Annotated in this window: 13 protein-coding genes; 11 read left to right on the plus strand and 2 right to left on the minus strand. The window is 67.5% G+C overall.

Translation table 11 applies throughout. The features are described 5' to 3' along the window. The first annotated feature begins 49 nt into the window (after nt 1-49). The 10 genes from AC07OX_RS07520 to AC07OX_RS07565 all read left to right on the plus strand — a co-directional run bounded on the left by AC07OX_RS07520 (nt 50) and on the right by AC07OX_RS07565 (nt 12921). Complete coding sequence (locus tag AC07OX_RS07520; RefSeq protein WP_495260760.1) at nt 50-1615, plus strand: methyl-accepting chemotaxis protein; 1566 nt, start codon at nt 50-52, stop codon at nt 1613-1615. Nucleotides 1616-1622: 7 nt separating this feature from the next. Then, entirely contained in the window at nt 1623-1904 is a 282-nt protein-coding gene (locus AC07OX_RS07525) for a hypothetical protein (protein WP_062469256.1), read from the plus strand. Nucleotides 1905-2094: 190 nt separating this feature from the next. Beyond that, on the plus strand, nt 2095-3675 hold the full coding sequence (locus AC07OX_RS07530) for a methyl-accepting chemotaxis protein (RefSeq protein ID WP_070061534.1): 1581 nt from the start codon (nt 2095-2097) through the stop codon (nt 3673-3675). A gap of 16 nt (nt 3676-3691) precedes the next feature. Continuing rightward, nucleotides 3692-5314 (plus strand): methyl-accepting chemotaxis protein, encoded by a 1623-nt coding sequence (locus AC07OX_RS07535; RefSeq protein WP_495260759.1) that lies wholly within the window; start codon nt 3692-3694, stop codon nt 5312-5314. A 16-nt stretch (nt 5315-5330) separates the two neighbouring features. Continuing rightward, a complete protein-coding gene (locus AC07OX_RS07540) occupies nt 5331-5855 on the plus strand; it encodes a chemotaxis protein CheW (protein WP_495260758.1) in 525 nt (174 codons plus the stop codon). A 10-nt stretch (nt 5856-5865) separates the two neighbouring features. Beyond that, on the plus strand, nt 5866-7584 hold the full coding sequence (locus AC07OX_RS07545; protein WP_495260757.1) for a methyl-accepting chemotaxis protein: 1719 nt from the start codon (nt 5866-5868) through the stop codon (nt 7582-7584). Nucleotides 7585-7707: 123 nt separating this feature from the next. Further along, nucleotides 7708-9660 (plus strand): flagellar hook-associated protein FlgK, encoded by a 1953-nt coding sequence (flgK, locus tag AC07OX_RS07550; RefSeq protein WP_492741794.1) that lies wholly within the window; start codon nt 7708-7710, stop codon nt 9658-9660. A 34-nt stretch (nt 9661-9694) separates the two neighbouring features. Continuing rightward, nucleotides 9695-10906 carry a flagellar hook-associated protein FlgL gene (flgL, locus tag AC07OX_RS07555; protein ID WP_495260755.1) on the plus strand — a complete coding sequence of 404 codons (1212 nt, stop codon included), beginning with the start codon at nt 9695-9697 and terminating at the stop codon, nt 10904-10906. Nucleotides 10907-11054: 148 nt separating this feature from the next. Next, nucleotides 11055-11678, plus strand: coding sequence for a pentapeptide repeat-containing protein (locus AC07OX_RS07560; RefSeq protein ID WP_495260754.1), 624 nt, complete (start codon nt 11055-11057; stop codon nt 11676-11678). Between the two features lie 184 nt (nt 11679-11862). After that, the gene (locus AC07OX_RS07565) at nt 11863-12921 is read left to right on the plus strand and encodes a hypothetical protein (RefSeq protein ID WP_495260753.1); all 1059 of its coding nucleotides are present in this window, start codon (nt 11863-11865) and stop codon (nt 12919-12921) included. A 23-nt stretch (nt 12922-12944) separates the two neighbouring features. Here AC07OX_RS07565 and kdsA read toward each other — a convergent pair whose 3' ends face one another. Beyond that, complete coding sequence (kdsA, locus tag AC07OX_RS07570; RefSeq protein WP_442478996.1) at nt 12945-13796, minus strand: 3-deoxy-8-phosphooctulonate synthase; 852 nt, start codon at nt 13794-13796, stop codon at nt 12945-12947. A gap of 168 nt (nt 13797-13964) precedes the next feature. Between kdsA and AC07OX_RS07575 the strand changes: the two genes are divergently transcribed. Beyond that, nucleotides 13965-14567 (plus strand): SMI1/KNR4 family protein, encoded by a 603-nt coding sequence (locus AC07OX_RS07575; RefSeq protein WP_495260752.1) that lies wholly within the window; start codon nt 13965-13967, stop codon nt 14565-14567. Nucleotides 14568-14577: 10 nt separating this feature from the next. Here the strand turns inward: AC07OX_RS07575 and AC07OX_RS07580 are convergent, their stop codons facing one another. After that, nucleotides 14578-15435, minus strand: a complete 858-nt coding sequence (locus AC07OX_RS07580) for a LysR family transcriptional regulator (RefSeq protein WP_062469291.1) — start codon at nt 15433-15435, stop codon at nt 14578-14580. Between the last annotated feature and the right edge of the window lie 11 nt (nt 15436-15446).

Consider the following 15446-nt stretch of genomic DNA (forward strand, 5'->3'; position numbering starts at 1 on the left):
CCCGGACCCGAGAACAACGACACGAGAGGCCCCGAGAGGAGACAAGCGAATGACGATAAAGAACTGGACGATCGGAATGCGGCTGGGCGCCGGCTTTGCGCTGGTGCTGGCGCTGCTGGTGGCCGTGGCGGGCATCGGCGTGCTGCGGCTGCAGGGCGTGGGTGAGGCCACGCAGGACATGGCCTCGCGCACCCTGTCGAAGGAGCGCCTGGCCACGGCCTGGCAGCTGGGAACGGCCACCAACAGCGTGCGCACCTTCTCGCTGCTCAAGAGCGACGACGCGCAGGTGCAGGCCCACCTGCAAAAGCAGATCGCCGCCACCAGCGCCACCATCTCCGAGACGCAGAAGGCGCTCGAGGCGCTGCTCGTGTCGCCGGAAGAGCTGGCGCTGAGCGCCGACATCCAGAAGCGGCGCGGCGAGTACATCGCGCTGCGCCAGCAGATCCTCCAGCTGAAGACCGAAGGCCGCAAGGACGAGGCCGCGACGCGCACCGACACGCAGCTGCTGCCGATGCTCGACGGCTACGACGCGGGCATCCGCGCCATGGTGGCGCACCAGCAGAAGCACATCGACAGCACCGCCGCCGCCGTCGACGCGCAGTACCGCGCGGGCCTCATCTACATCGTCGCGCTGGCCGTGGCCGCGCTGGCGCTGGGCGCGGTGCTCGCCTGGCTGCTCACGCGCAGCATCGCCGATCCGGTGGCCGAGGCGCTGCTGATCGCCGAGACCGTGGCCTCCGGCGACCTGAGCCAGGAGTTCGAGACCGAACGCGGCGGCGACTTCGGCCGGCTGCTGCGCGGCATGGGCGAGATGGAAGACACGCTCACCGACCTCGTGACGCGCATCAAGGCCTCGACCGATTCGATCGCGGTGGCGTCGCGGCAGATTGCGGCGGGCAACCAGGACCTGTCGTCGCGCACGGAAGAGCAGGCGAGTTCGCTGGAGCAGACGGCGGCGTCGATGGAAGAGCTGACCTCGACGGTGAAGCAGAACGCGGACAACGCGCGGCAAGCGAACCAGCTGGCCGTCTCTGCTTCGGAAGTGGCAGTGAAGGGCGGCGCCGTGGTCTCGCAAGTCGTAGACACGATGGGCTCGATCAATGCGTCCTCCAAGAAGATCGTCGACATCATCGGCGTGATCGATGGCATCGCATTCCAGACCAACATCCTCGCGCTGAACGCTGCTGTTGAAGCTGCGCGTGCGGGTGAGCAAGGTCGCGGCTTCGCAGTCGTGGCCTCTGAAGTTCGTAGCTTGGCTCAACGTTCCGCAGCAGCCGCCAAGGAAATCAAGACCCTGATCGGCGACTCGGTAGAGAAGGTCGAAGAGGGCAGCAAGCAAGTCGCAGAAGCCGGCCGCACGATGGAAGAGATCGTGGGCAGCGTGAAGCGCGTGACGGACATCATGGGCGAGATCACGGCGGCGAGTCAGGAGCAGACCTCGGGCATCGAGCAGATCAACCAGGCGATCACGCAGATGGACCAGGTGACGCAGCAGAACGCGGCGCTGGTCGAGGAAGCCTCGGCTGCTGCGCAGTCGCTGCAGGAGCAGGCCGGCGCCCTGGTGGAGGCCGTGAGCACCTTCAAGCTCGACGCCGACGAAGCCGTTGCGGCCTGAACACCCCGTGTCCACGCATTTCCATCCGAAAGCCCTGCGCCGCGTCGGCATGGGCTTCGCCGCATTGCTCCTGCTGCTGGCCGTGGCGCTTTTCCTCGGCTTCCATGTCGGCACCGGTTGCGCCTGGGCGCTCCATGCCGTGTGGGCGTTGGCCGGCGCCGCCTGCCTGACGGGCCTGGGTCTCGCGGGCTTCGCGGCGCACGCACGGGCCCGTGCAAGCCACCACGACGCCAAGGTCGCCGAGCGGCTGGACCGGGTGTTCCAGCACGTCAACGCCACCGACGCCTGACAGAGAACGCATGCGCCCGCGCCCCGATCCGCACCGATATTCAGAAAAAAGACTCAAGTCTGGCGGCGCGCTGCCGATAACAGGGAGACGGGGTGGCGCAGGCCGCCGCCCCGCCATGCCGTCATGTCATGCCGGTGGCCCGCCGCGCGATGCGGCCACCGTCCCCCGTTATTGAAGGAAGAGAAGCGCAATGAGTTTGAAGGATCTGAAAATCGGCACCCGCCTGGGGCTCGGCTTCGCGGTGCTGCTGCTGCTGATGGCGTTCATTGCGGGCACCGGCGTGCTGCGTCTCACCAACGTGGGCCAGGCGACCGACGAGATGGTGCAGGGCGCGCTGGTCAAGGAGCGGCTGGCGGCCGAATGGCTCAGCCTGCTCAAGTCGAACACGGTGGCCAACTACGCGATGGTCAAGACCACCGACCCCGAGGTGGCGGCCTATTTCGCCAAGCTCCAGGCGGCCGGCTCGGCGCGCATCACGCCGGCGCAGAAGCAGCTGGAAGCCATGCTCGCCACGCCGGAAGAAAAGGCGCTCTATGCCGCGGTGGTCGCGGCGCGCGTCGTCGTGCTCGAGACCGTGGGCACGCTCAACAAGCTCAAGGACGAGAAGAAGATCGACGAAGCCAATGTGCTGGTCGACACGAAGTTCAGCGCGGCGCTCGCCGTCTACGCCGGCGCCGTCGAAAACCTGGCCAACCACCAGCGCGAGAAGATCGACGCCGCCGCCAAGGGCATCGCGGCCGACCACACCGAGGGCCGCACCACGCTGCTCGTGCTGTCGGCCATCGCGCTGGCGCTGGGCGCGCTGTTCGCCTGGCGCCTCACGCTGGGCATCGTCCGTCCGCTGGGCCATGCGCTCGAAGTGGCGGAGACGGTGGCCGCAGGCGACCTCAGCGCGAACATCCGCGTGGACAGCCGCGACGAAGCGGGCCAGTTGATGCAGGCACTGAAGGACATGAACGCCAACCTGGCGAAGGTGGTGGGCGAAGTGCGAACGGGCACGGAGACGATCGCCACGGCCTCGGGGCAGATCGCTTCGGGCAACCAGGACCTGTCGTCGCGCACGGAAGAGCAGGCGAGTTCGCTGGAGCAGACGGCGGCGTCGATGGAAGAGCTGACCTCGACGGTGAAGCAGAACGCGGACAACGCGCGGCAAGCGAACCAGCTGGCCGTCTCTGCTTCGGAAGTGGCAGTGAAGGGCGGCGCCGTGGTCTCGCAAGTCGTAGACACGATGGGCTCGATCAATGCGTCCTCCAAGAAGATCGTCGACATCATCGGCGTGATCGATGGCATCGCATTCCAGACCAACATCCTCGCGCTGAACGCTGCTGTTGAAGCTGCGCGTGCGGGTGAGCAAGGTCGCGGCTTCGCAGTCGTGGCCTCTGAAGTTCGTAGCTTGGCTCAACGTTCCGCAGCAGCCGCCAAGGAAATCAAGACCCTGATCGGCGACTCGGTAGAGAAGGTCGAAGAGGGCAGCAAGCAAGTCGCAGAAGCCGGCCGCACGATGGAAGAGATCGTGGGCAGCGTGAAGCGCGTGACGGACATCATGGGCGAGATCACGGCGGCGAGTCAGGAGCAGACCTCGGGCATCGAGCAGATCAACCAGGCGATCACGCAGATGGACCAGGTGACGCAGCAGAACGCGGCACTGGTCGAAGAAGCTTCGGCGGCCGCGCAGTCGCTGCAGGAGCAGGCGGGCAGCCTGTCGCAGGTCGTCGGTGTGTTCCGCCTCGGCGGCAGCAGCAGCCACGGCAACGCGCTGGCCCTGGCCTGAAGGCGACGCACCGGCCATGCGTGTCAACCTGCCCGTCACCGACATCGAATACGAACTGTCGAAGGAAGAGGCCCTGGTGTCCCGCACCGACCTCAAGGGCCGCATCACCTACGTCAACCCGGCCTTCGTCGCGGCCAGCGGCTTCACGGCCGCCGAGCTCCTGGGCAAGGCGCACAACATCGTGCGCCACCCCGACGTGCCGCCCGAGGCCTTCGCCGACCTGTGGCGCACGCTCGACCAGGGCCTGCCGTGGACCGGCTTGATCAAGAACCGGCGCAAGAACGGCGACTTCTACTGGGTGCTGGCCAACGTCACGCCGATCCGTCACCAGGGCCGCGTGGAGGGCTACATGTCCGTGCGCAGCCGCCCCGCGCGCGACGACGTGGCCGCCGCCGATGCGCTCTACCGCCGCATGCGCGAGGGCGAGGCCAAGGGCCTCGAACTGCTGCAGGGCGAGGTGGTGCGCAGCGGCTGGACGCGTCCGCTGGCGCGGCTGCGCCGCATCCCGGTGCGCCGCCGCGTGTTCGGCGTGACCGTCGCGGCGGCTGCGCTGTCAGCGGGCCTGGGCGCGATGGGCTGGATGGAAGCGTCCCGTCTGGCCGCTGCGTCCGGCGCGCACAGCTGGCTGCCCACCGCCGTGGCAGCGGGCAGCCTTGGCGCCGCGCTGGCGTGGCTGGGCCTCGGTGCGTTCCTCGGGCGCACGGTGTTCCGTCCGCTCGACGAAGCCATCGAGGTCGCGCGCACCATCGCCGGTGGCGACCTTGTGCGCTTCACGGTGCGGCCGGGCGACGAGATCGCGGGGCTGCTGCGCGCGCTGAACCAGATGAGCGCCAACCTCTTCGCCATCGTCGCGGACGTGGGCGCGAATGTCGCGGGCGTGATGTCGGCGTCGAGCCAGATCGCCTCGGGCAACGAAGACCTGTCCTCGCGCACCGAGCAGCAGGCGAGCTCGCTGGAACAGACGGCCGCGTCGATGGAAGAGCTGACCTCGACCGTGAAGCAGAACGCGGACAACGCCCTGCAAGCGAACCAGCTGGCCGTCTCCGCCTCCGAAGTGGCAGTGAAGGGCGGCGCGGTGGTGTCGCAGGTCGTGGACACGATGGGCTCGATCAACGCCTCTTCCAAGAAGATCGTCGACATCATCGGCGTGATCGACGGCATCGCGTTCCAGACCAACATCCTCGCGCTGAACGCGGCCGTCGAAGCCGCGCGCGCGGGCGAGCAGGGCAAGGGCTTTGCCGTGGTCGCGTCGGAAGTGCGCAGCCTCGCGCAGCGCTCGGCCGCGGCCGCGAAGGAAATCAAGACCCTCATCGGCGACTCGGTGGAGAAGGTCGAGGCGGGCAGCAAGCAGGTGGCCGAGGCCGGCCGGACCATGCAGGAGATCGTCGGCAGCGTGAAGCGCGTGACCGACATCATGGGCGAGATCACGACCGCGAGCCAGGAGCAGACCTCGGGCATCGAGCAGATCAACCAGGCCATCGCGCAGATGGACCAGGTGACGCAGCAGAACGCCGCGCTGGTCGAGGAAGCGTCGGCCACGGCGCAGTCGCTGCAGGAACAGGCGGAGGGCCTGGTCAGGGCCGCAGGGGTATTCAGGACCGGGGCGGGCGAGGGTGCCGGCGCCCGGGATGCGTATTGAACGAGGAGAAGAACACATGTTGAACAACACCAGAGACACATCACCGCGATCGAATGGCGCGGCGCCGTCCGCATCGGCCGTGGCCAACCGCCTGGAGGTCGTGACCTTCAAGCTCGGCGACGAGGAATACGGCATCGACATCCAGAAGGTGCAGGAGCTGCGCGGCTACGACGCCGTGACGCGCATCGCGAACGCGCCGGACTACATCAAGGGCGTGGTCAACCTGCGCGGCATCATCGTGCCGATCATCGACATGCGCATCAAGTTCGAGCTGGGCGAACCCACCTACGACCAGTTCACCGTGGTGATCGTGCTGAACATCTCGGGCCGCGTGGTGGGCATGGTGGTGGACAGCGTGTCGGACGTGATCACGCTCACGGCCGAGCAGATCAAGCCGGCGCCCGAGATGGGCTCGGTGCTCGACACCGACTACCTGATCGGCCTGGGCACGCTGGACGAACGCATGCTGATCCTGGTGGACATCGACCGGCTGATGTCCAGCGAAGAAATGGGCCTCATCGAAGCCGCCGCCACTGTTTGAGGACCATCCCATGACATTCTTTTCGAACCTTCGCATCGGCACCCGCCTGACCCTTGCCTTCGCCATCGTGCTGGGGCTGACGCTCATTTCCAGCGCGGTGGGGCTGATGTCGGCGCACAAGAACGCCGAAGCCACGCGCATCATGATGCAGAGCCCGCTGGCCAAGGAGCGGCTCATTTCGGACTGGTACGTGCTGACCTACTCGGCCATTGCGCGCACCTCGATGATCGCGCGCACCACCGACGAGGCGCTGCCGATGCTGTTCGCCGACGTGATCTCCGAGAGCGTGAAGAAGGGCAGCGAGACCATGGCCAAGGTCGAGGCGCTGCTGGTCACCGACGAAGAAAAGGCGACCTACAAGTCCATCGTCGAGCTGCGCGCCAAGTACCAGGCCGCCAAGGACGACGTGACCCGCGCCAAGGCCAGCGGCAACACGGTCGAGACCGTGCGCGCCTACCAGCTGTCGTTTCAGCCGGCCGCCAAGGCCTACGAGAACCGCGTGCTTGAGCTGCTGGCCATCGAGCGCCGCGCCATCGACGACATGAGCCACGCCATCGACGCGGCGAATGCGAAGAGCTTCAACCTGCGGCTGCTGCTGACGGCGCTCACGGTGCTGCTGGGTGGCCTGTTCGCTTTCTTCATCTCGCGCAGCATCGTGCGCCCGCTGGCCAAGGCCGTGGGCGTGGCCGAGACCGTAGCCGCCGGTGACCTGAGCGCGAACATCCGCGTGGACAGCCGCGACGAGACCGGGCAGCTGATGCAGGCGCTGAAGGACATGAACGCGAATCTCGCCAAGGTGGTGGGTGAAGTGCGCACGGGCACGGAGACGATCGCCACGGCGTCGGGGCAGATTGCTTCGGGCAACCAGGACCTGTCGTCGCGTACCGAAGAGCAAGCCAGCTCGCTGGAGCAGACGGCGGCTTCGATGGAAGAGCTGACTTCGACGGTGAAGCAGAACGCGGACAACGCGCGTCAAGCGAACCAGCTTGCGGTCTCTGCCTCTGAGGTCGCCGTCAAGGGCGGCGCGGTCGTGTCGCAGGTCGTGGACACGATGGGTTCGATCAATGCATCGTCCAAGAAGATCGTGGACATCATCGGCGTCATCGATGGCATTGCGTTCCAGACCAACATCCTTGCGCTGAACGCTGCTGTTGAAGCCGCACGCGCTGGCGAGCAAGGCCGAGGCTTCGCAGTCGTGGCTTCGGAAGTTCGCAGCTTGGCTCAACGCTCCGCAGCCGCCGCGAAGGAAATCAAGACCCTGATCGGTGACTCGGTAGAGAAGGTCGAAGAAGGCAGCAAGCAGGTCGCCGAAGCCGGCCGCACGATGGAAGAGATCGTGGGCAGCGTCAAGCGCGTGACCGACATCATGGGCGAGATCACCGCCGCCAGCCAGGAGCAGACTTCGGGCATCGAGCAGATCAACCAGGCGATCACGCAGATGGACCAGGTGACGCAGCAGAACGCGGCGCTGGTCGAAGAAGCTTCGGCAGCCGCGCAGTCGCTGCAGGAACAGGCCGGCGCCCTCGTGCAGGCCGTGAGCGTCTTCAAGCTCGACGCGAACGCGGTCGCGACGACCCGCGCCAGCTTCACGCGCATCACGCCGATCCCCAAGCCGCCGAAGCCGACGCCCAAGCCGCGCGCCAAGGCGCTGCCCACGCGCCGCGAACCGAGCGGTGCACCGCAGCTCGCCATGGCCGGCGACGCCAAGGGCGACTGGTCGGAGTTCTGAGAAAGACGGCATGACACCGCGCGCCCTCAACTTCGGGCGCGCGCTGCCGATAACCATGGGGAGGCATCGTGCGATGCCGCTCCCCCACACCCCTTTGACAGGTAAAGCCTTATGTCCGGAAGCATGTTCTACACAGGTCTGAGCGGCCTCGCGGTCGCCCGCACCGCGCTGATGACCACGGCCCACAACACCGCCAACGTGTACACGGCCGGCTACAGCCGCCAGATCGCGCAGATCGCCTCCGCCGGCGGCATTGCCAGCGGCTCGGGCTTCATCGGCTCGGGCGCCAACGTGACGACCGTGTCGCGCAGCTACGACCGCTACCTCACGGCGCAGCTGGCCACCGCGCAGTCGCAGTCGGCCGCGCTGGCCACCAACGGCGTGCAGGTCAACCGCATCGACCAGCTGCTGGCCGACAAGACCTCGGGCATCGCGCCGCTGATGCAGAGCTTCTTCACCAGCGTGCAGGGCGTGGCCAACACGCCGGCCGACCCGGCGGCGCGCCAGCAGATGATCAGCGCGGCGCAGTCGCTGGCCAGCAAGTTCCGCGCGACCGACCAGTACCTGTCGGACCTGAACACCTCGGTCAACGAGCAGATCGTGGGCAGCGTGAGCCAGATCAACACCTACGCCGCCAAGATCGCCAGCCTGAACCAGCAGATCAGCCAGATGAGCGCGGTGGCCGGCGGCCAGGCGCCGAACGACCTGCTCGACCAGCGCGACCAGCTCGTGAGCGAGCTGAGCCAGGTGGTCGACGTGCGCGTGCTGCAGCAGGACGACGGCAAGTACAACGTGTTCATCGCCACCGGCCAGTCGCTGGTGGTGGGCGACCATGCCTCGAAGATGGCGGCGGTGACGTCGTCGGCCGACCCCACGCGCCAGGTGGTGGCCTTGTCGGGCTTTGCCGGCAACACCGTCGAGCTCGACGACAGCGCCTTCACCGGCGGCGTGCTCGGCGGCCTCATGGCCTTTCGCAAGGACACGCTGATCCCCACGCAGAACGCCATCGGCCGGCTCGCCATGTCGGTGGCCGACGCGGTGAACGCGCAGCACAAGCTGGGCGTGGACCTGAACGGCGCGCTGGGCCAGAACTTCTTCTCGCAGGCCGTGCCGGGCACCATCGCCAATGCAGGCAACAGCGGCAACCTCGAGCTCGGCGCCACGCTGACCGATGCGTCCAAGCTCACCACCAGCGACTACAACGTGAGCGTCACCGACGTGGGGGGCACGCTCACCTACACGGTCACGCGGCTCTCGGACAAGACGCCGATGGGCAGCTTCACCACCTTCCCGATCAGCTTCGATGGCGTGAGCCTCACGGCCGCGAGCGGCACGGCACAGGCCGGCGATTCGTTCCTGGTGCAGCCCACGCGCACCGGCGCGCGCGACCTCGAGGTGCTGGTACGCGACCCGGCCAAGGTGGCGGCCGCCTCGCCCGTGATCACCGGCAACACCGCGGGCAACAAGGGCAGTGGCGCACTGGGCGCGGCCACCGTCGACGCGGCCTACCCGGGCTCGCCGCTGGCCGGCAACGTCACGCTGAGCTTCAACGCGGGCACCGGCACGCTGTCGGGCTTTCCGGCCGGCTCGGCCGTGACCGTCACGCGCGCCGACGGCACCGCCACCAGCTACCCGGCCGGCACGCCCGTGCCCTACACGGCGGGCGCGAAGATGAGCTTCGACGGCATCACCGTGGCCATGACGGGCGCACCCGCGCAGGGCGACACCTTCACCATCGGCAAGAACACCGGCGGTGTGTCCGACGGCGGCAACGCGTTGCTGCTGGGCGCGCTGCAGCGCAAGACCACGATGTCGAACGGCACCGCGACCTTCAACGGCGCCTACTCGCAGCTGGTGAGCGACGTCGGCAACCGCGCCATGTCGATCAAGGTGGCCGCCGTCACGCAGGACAGCGTCACCGGCCAGATCAAGGCCAGCCAGCGCGCGATTTCCGGCGTGGTGCAGGACGAGGAAACCGGCAACCTGCTGATGTTCCAGCAGATGTACCAGGCCAACGCCAAGGTGATCCAGACCGCCTCGGCGATGTTCGACGCCATCCTCGGCATCCGCAGCTGATCGTTCACCCCCCGCACAGATTTCAGGACCCGCGATGCGCATCAGCACCCAATCCTTCTACGAACAGAGCCTGCAGTCGATGGGCCTGCAGCAGCAGAAGCTGTTCAAGGTCCAGCAGCAGCTGGCGACCAACTCCAAGTTCCTGACGGCCGGCGACGACCCGGTGGGCGCGGCGCGCGCGCTGGGCGTGAGCCAGACGCTGGCGGAGGGCGCCCAGTTCACCACCAGCCGCCAGCGCGCGGCGCTGGCGCTGTCGACCGAAGAGAACGCGCTCAATTCGGTGACGGCCATCTTGCAGCACGTGAAGACGCTGGTCGTGCAGGCCGGCGGCGGCGGCCTCTCGGACGCCGACCGCGCCTCGCTCGCCACCGCCATCCAGAGCAGCCTGGAGCAGCTCGTGGGCGTGGCCAACAGCGACAACGGCAGCGGCCAGTACCTGTTCGCCGGCTTCAAGAGCGGCAGCCCGCCCTTCGTGATGGCTGCCGGCGGCGGCGTGCAGTACGTGGGCGACCAGGGCGAGCGGCTGATGCAGATCGACGTGGCGCGCCAGATGTCGACCTCGGACGACGGCCGCAGCATCTTCCAGTCGGTGCAGGGCGGTGCGGGCTATGTGACCTCGGGCTCACCTGCCAACACCGGCTCGGGCGTGTTCGGCGCGGTGAGCATCACCGACGCCACCGCACCGAACTACGGCAAGGATTTCACCATCCGCTTCACCGGCACCGACTACACGGTGATGACCAAGGACACGCCGCCCGTGGTGGCCGCGAGCGGCCCGTTCACCGCCGGCACCCCGATCTCGTTCGGCGGCGTGCAGATCGCCATCAGCGGCACGCCGGCCAACGGCGACAGCTTCGACGTGTCGACCGCACAGAACGCCGGCACCGACATCTTCGCGGCCCTGGGCGAACTGGTGACGGCGTTGCGCGCACCGCTGAACGGCGGCGGCGCGGCGGCCCAGGCGCAGTTGCGCAACGCCTTGAGCACCGCCAACGTGAAGGTCACGAACGCACACGACAACGTGCTCACGGTGCTGTCGTCGGTGGGCTCGCGCCAGGTCGAGCTGCAGGCGCTCGACAGCGCGGGTGCGATGAACAAGCTGCAGGAAGAAAGCTACCTGTCATCGATCGAGGACCTCGATCCGTACACGGCGATTTCCGAGTTCTACCAGCGGCAGTCGTCGCTGCAGGCGACGCAGATGACGTTTGCCAAGTTGAACAGCATTTCGCTTTTCAACTACCTGTGAGGGTGGGGTGGCCAGCGGCTGCGTGCTGGCCACTGGAGGGGGAAAGCCGATCGTCGCGATGGGCGCGGGCAGAATGCGTCGACTGGCTGCCGCCGGTCGTCCGCCTGGCAGCAGCGCACCACACCCACCTTCCTCGGAGAATCGATCCATGGCCGACCGTGCATATGGGGCACCGGCACCTGCGACCCAGACCACGCTGCCTGGAGAGCGCTGGTACGGGAAGGACATCGACCGGCAAACCTACACCGCCGTCCTGTTCAACGATCTGGACATGACGGAGGCCAGGAACACCGGTTCGGTGTTCACCGACTGCACGTTCCGGAGCGCGCGCTTCAATTCGTCGGTCCACACGGATGCGGCCTTCGTCAATTGCACGTTTGTCGCCTGCAAGTTCTTCGACGCCAGCTTCATCGATTGCAAGTTCATCGGCAGCATGTTCGACGGCTGCATGTTCGAGGTGATGAAGGCGGTCGGCGGCGACTGGTCGTTTGCCGGTCTGCCGGGGGCCGACCTGCGCAAGGCATCGTTCCATGGGACACGGATGCGGGAGGTCGACCTCACGGGCGCACGGTGCGACGGCGGCGTTCTTCGCGATGTCGATCTGTCGGGGGCCTGGCTGCACAGCGCCAACTTCTCGCGGTGCGACCTGCGTGGCAGTGACCTGAGCGCACTCGAACCGCAGCACGTGCAGCTCCAAGGCGCAGTCATCACCGCCGTGCAAGCCTTGACCATCGCCGAGGCGCTGGGAATGGACGTCAGGCCGGAGGAATAGAAGCGAGGCAGCGCGGGTGCGATGAACACGAGGCAGGAAGCAAGCTGCCTGCCGTTGGCGTGTGATTGCTTCTCCGCTTGCGTCTTGCGAGGCGGGCCACCGGTTCCCGTGGCCTCCCACAAAAGCGGTATTTCGTTTGCGAATCGGCCGGCTAGATTCAGGCGCCATCCTGGAGGAGAAAAGCATGCCGATCGTTCGCACCCTGGCCCTGAGCGTCTTCCTGCTGGGCACGGCCTTGCCCGCCCTGGCCGCGAACGACGGCACCGACAGCCATTGCGTCATCGGCAAGGACAGCACGCTTTTCAACCAGTGCAACTACAGCGTCGACGTCGGCTTCTGCGTCGAGAACCCGCGGCAGACCAAGCACTTCTTCGACAGCTCCGAGGCCTTCCAGTGCCCCAACGGCGGACTCAGCACGCTGGGCCCCGGCAAGAAGGAGGGCAACCTCCTGCACGGCACCGTGCACTGGTGGGCCTGCTCGACCAAGCACCGGGGCACGGGCCGCTGGCGGTACGTGGAAGGACGAGGCTACCGGGGGTACTGCTTCTCCGAGAAAGAAGCGAAGGCCGCGAATCCGGCGCCCTCGCAGCGAACGCGCGCCTCCTCTGAAGAATGCAAGGCGCTGCAGCAACGCGCCACGCAGGCCTCGGGCCCCGGCGCGGACCGCATCCACAACTACACGATGATCGAGTACCTCGATCGCAGCTGCGGCAACCTGACGCCCGACGACCGCGTGGCCACGCGCAAGGTCTATCAGCAGGAGTACGTGCGGCTCGTCTCCGAATGCAGGCATTCGGGCGCCAGGAACTGCGACTCGGCCGCCATGCCGAACGAGGCCGCGGCGCCGGAGCGTCCGACGGTTCAGGCGGGCAGCGTCCCCGCGGCGAGGGCCTCCTCGCGCAGTGAGCCCTCCGTGGACATGCTGATGTCGCGCTGCTCGGACGCCCTGCGGACCGCCATCGACACCTTCTATCAATCGGAGGTGGAGGCCGACCGCTACTACCGCCGCACGCACACCGGGTCGCGCGAGCGCGTGCAGGGCTGGATGACGGAAAAAGCCAGGGTCGAATACGCCGCAGGCGCACTGGCCGTTCCGCCCCAGTCGCTGGCCGAGTACCACGCCGGGGCGCTGCAGGAGGCGGCGAGCCGGACCCGGCCGATGGGCAACGGACTGCACGATCCCCATCGCGAACAGGCGCTGCTGCGGGCCTGCTACATGAAGGCCCGCCTCGACAGCCGCTAGAGGCCCGTGCGGGAGCGTCCTGTTCAGGCGCGGATGTGCAAGGGCGCGAACGACTTCACCAGGTCGTCCAACGCCTTCAGCTGCGTGAGGAAGGGCTCCAGCTGGTCCAGCGGCAGGGCGCTGGGACCGTCGCACTTGGCCTGCGCCGGGTCGGGGTGCGCTTCGAGAAAAAGGCCCGCCAGGCCCACCGCCAGGCCCGCACGCGCCAGCTCGGCCACCTGCTCGCGCCGCCCGCCGGAGGCGATGGCATTCGCCTCGCGCTGCTGGAGCGCATGGGTCACGTCGAAGATGACCGGCAGGTTTCCGGTGACCTTCTTCATGGTGCCGAAGCCGAGCATGTCCACCACGAGGTTGTCGTAGCCGAAGCAGGTGCCGCGGTCGCACAGGATGACGGAGGAATTCCCCGCCTCCTTGAGCTTCTCCACGATGTTGAGCACCTGCGTCGGGCTCAGGAACTGGGGCTTCTTGACGTTGATGACCTTGCCGGTTTGGGCCAGCGCGACGACCAGGTCGGTCTGGCGGGCGAGAAACGCGGGCAGCTGCAGGACGTCCACCACTTCGGCGACGGGTTTCGCCTGCCAGGGCTCGTGCACGTCGGTGATGACGGGCACGCCGAACGCGGCCTTGACGGCCTCGAAGATCTTCAGGCCTTCTTCCAGGCCGGGCCCCCGGTAGGAATGGATGGACGAGCGATTGGCCTTGTCGAAGCTCGCCTTGAAGACATAGGGAATGCCGAGCTTCTGCGTGACCCGCACGTACTCTTCCGCGGCACGCAGGGCCATGTCTTTCGACTCGAGGACGTTCACGCCGCCGAACAGGACAAAGCCCTTGCTGTTGCTGACGTGGATGGCGGGGGTGATGGCGACGGTGGTCAAGGCGAGCTCCTCTGAAGTGTCTGTTGCCCGCATTCTCGCGGTTCGGCTTCTGGCCCAGAATGGGTCCCTGGCCACCTACGGCCTGAACCTGCCTGGCCGATAGGGGCGGTGCACGAAAGCGACGCGGGGCCGGTGCGCCGTGATCCGCGGTAGGCTGCTGCGAACGCCATGAAAGTACTTTTCCCCAATCCCTTTGGCCGCGCACCGGCCTCCGCGCAGGCGGTCGACGCGCTGCAGCGCCGCCTCGGTTTCTCGAACGCCTACGCCGCCTTCCTGCGAACCCAGAACGGCTTCTCCCTGTACGAGATGGAACAGGCCGGCGACATCGCGGCCTATGTGCAGCCAGACGGCACGGCGAGCAGCGCGTCGCACGCCAACTTCCGGGTGCTCAACAGCTTCGGCGCATCGGACCCCCACTGCGACCTGGAGACGCTGCAGGCCGAGAGCCTGCTGGCCGCCTGGTTTCTGGACATCGGCAGCGACCCGGCGGGCAACCCGTTCGTGGAGGTGCTGCACGGCCGGCACAAGGGCCGGATCGCCAGCCTCGACCACGACCTCTTTGCAGGCAAGCTGGACACGCAGGAGTTTCTTGCCGAGATGGAACTGGCCCACCTCCCATCGCTCAGCCTGGACGCGCAGGCCGATGCGCTGTGCGACGAGGCGCAGGGCCTGGTGTGGTTCCACGCCAGCGACATGCAATCCTTCCTGGACCATTGCATCCACTGCGACGACGATTTCTGGGGCTTCGTGGTGGACGAACGCGCGCCCTGACGCGGTCGGATCAGTTTCTTGCCACGCTCCTGAACGCCGCAGACAGGGCGTCCACGGCCTCCCGCGCCCGAGCCTCCCGGACCCGGGAGTGCAGCAGGACGGGCAGGCGCGGCAGGTCGGGCAGGCCCAGCTTCGGCCCCACGTCGACGCAGCCCAGGGGCAGCATGCGCGGCGCCAACGCAGCGACCCCCAGTCCGGCCACCACCGCCGCCGCCACGGCCGCGACGCCGCCCCCCACAAACACCTCGGTCCACGGGATGCCGGCCGTGTCCAGGAGCTGCTCCGCCAGCGCGCGCACGCCGCAGGGCTGCGCCATCGTGGCCAGCGGCAGCGGCTCACCCACGCGGTGCTGCCAGCCTGCGGCAGCGAACCAGCCGAAGCGCTCCTGCGTCAGAAGCTTTCCGTCCGTGCGTCCCGCGTGCAGCCGGACGATGACCGTGTCGAGTTCGCGTCGGTCGTAGCTCTGGAGCAGATCGCCCGAGGAGCCGATCCGGATATCGATCAGCAGCTGCGCGTCTTGCGCGTTCATGCGGGCGATCAGCGCGGGCAACTCCGGGCCTGCCACGTGGTCGCTGATGCCGATGGTCAGCCGCTGGCGGGCGCTGGCAAAGGCCGCCAGCGTGCGATCGTGGACCGCCAGGAGTTCCCGGGCATGTCCCAGGAAGGCGGCACCGCGCGCCGACAGCTCCACGTGCCGCGGTGTGCGCTCCAGGAGCCGGCAGCCCAACCTGTCTTCCAGGCGTTTCAGTTTCAGGCTGATTCCTGCTTGCGTGGTCTGCATGACTTCTGCCGCGCGCGTGAAGCTGCCCAGCTCGGTGATGCGAACGAAGGCCTGAACGGCATCGAGATCCAGCGGGCGATCAGTCATGACAAAAGATT

The sequence above is a fragment of the Variovorax sp. GW821-FHT09D07 genome (assembly GCF_059416345.1).

What these genes read in the sequence shown, in the direction of transcription:
- AC07OX_RS07520 (WP_495260760.1), top strand. Translation starts at nt 50, where the DNA reads ATGACGATAAAGAACTGGACGATCGGAATGCGGCTGGGCGCCGGCTTT.
- AC07OX_RS07530 (WP_070061534.1), top strand. Translation starts at nt 2,095, where the DNA reads ATGAGTTTGAAGGATCTGAAAATCGGCACCCGCCTGGGGCTCGGCTTC.
- AC07OX_RS07535 (WP_495260759.1), top strand. Translation starts at nt 3,692, where the DNA reads ATGCGTGTCAACCTGCCCGTCACCGACATCGAATACGAACTGTCGAAG.
- AC07OX_RS07540 (WP_495260758.1), top strand. Translation starts at nt 5,331, where the DNA reads ATGTTGAACAACACCAGAGACACATCACCGCGATCGAATGGCGCGGCG.
- AC07OX_RS07545 (WP_495260757.1), top strand. Translation starts at nt 5,866, where the DNA reads ATGACATTCTTTTCGAACCTTCGCATCGGCACCCGCCTGACCCTTGCC.
- flgK (WP_492741794.1), top strand. Translation starts at nt 7,708, where the DNA reads ATGTTCTACACAGGTCTGAGCGGCCTCGCGGTCGCCCGCACCGCGCTG.
- flgL (WP_495260755.1), top strand. Translation starts at nt 9,695, where the DNA reads ATGCGCATCAGCACCCAATCCTTCTACGAACAGAGCCTGCAGTCGATG.
- AC07OX_RS07560 (WP_495260754.1), top strand. Translation starts at nt 11,055, where the DNA reads ATGGCCGACCGTGCATATGGGGCACCGGCACCTGCGACCCAGACCACG.
- AC07OX_RS07565 (WP_495260753.1), top strand. Translation starts at nt 11,863, where the DNA reads ATGCCGATCGTTCGCACCCTGGCCCTGAGCGTCTTCCTGCTGGGCACG.
- AC07OX_RS07575 (WP_495260752.1), top strand. Translation starts at nt 13,965, where the DNA reads ATGAAAGTACTTTTCCCCAATCCCTTTGGCCGCGCACCGGCCTCCGCG.
- AC07OX_RS07580 (WP_062469291.1), bottom strand. Translation starts at nt 15,435, where the DNA reads ATGACTGATCGCCCGCTGGATCTCGATGCCGTTCAGGCCTTCGTTCGC.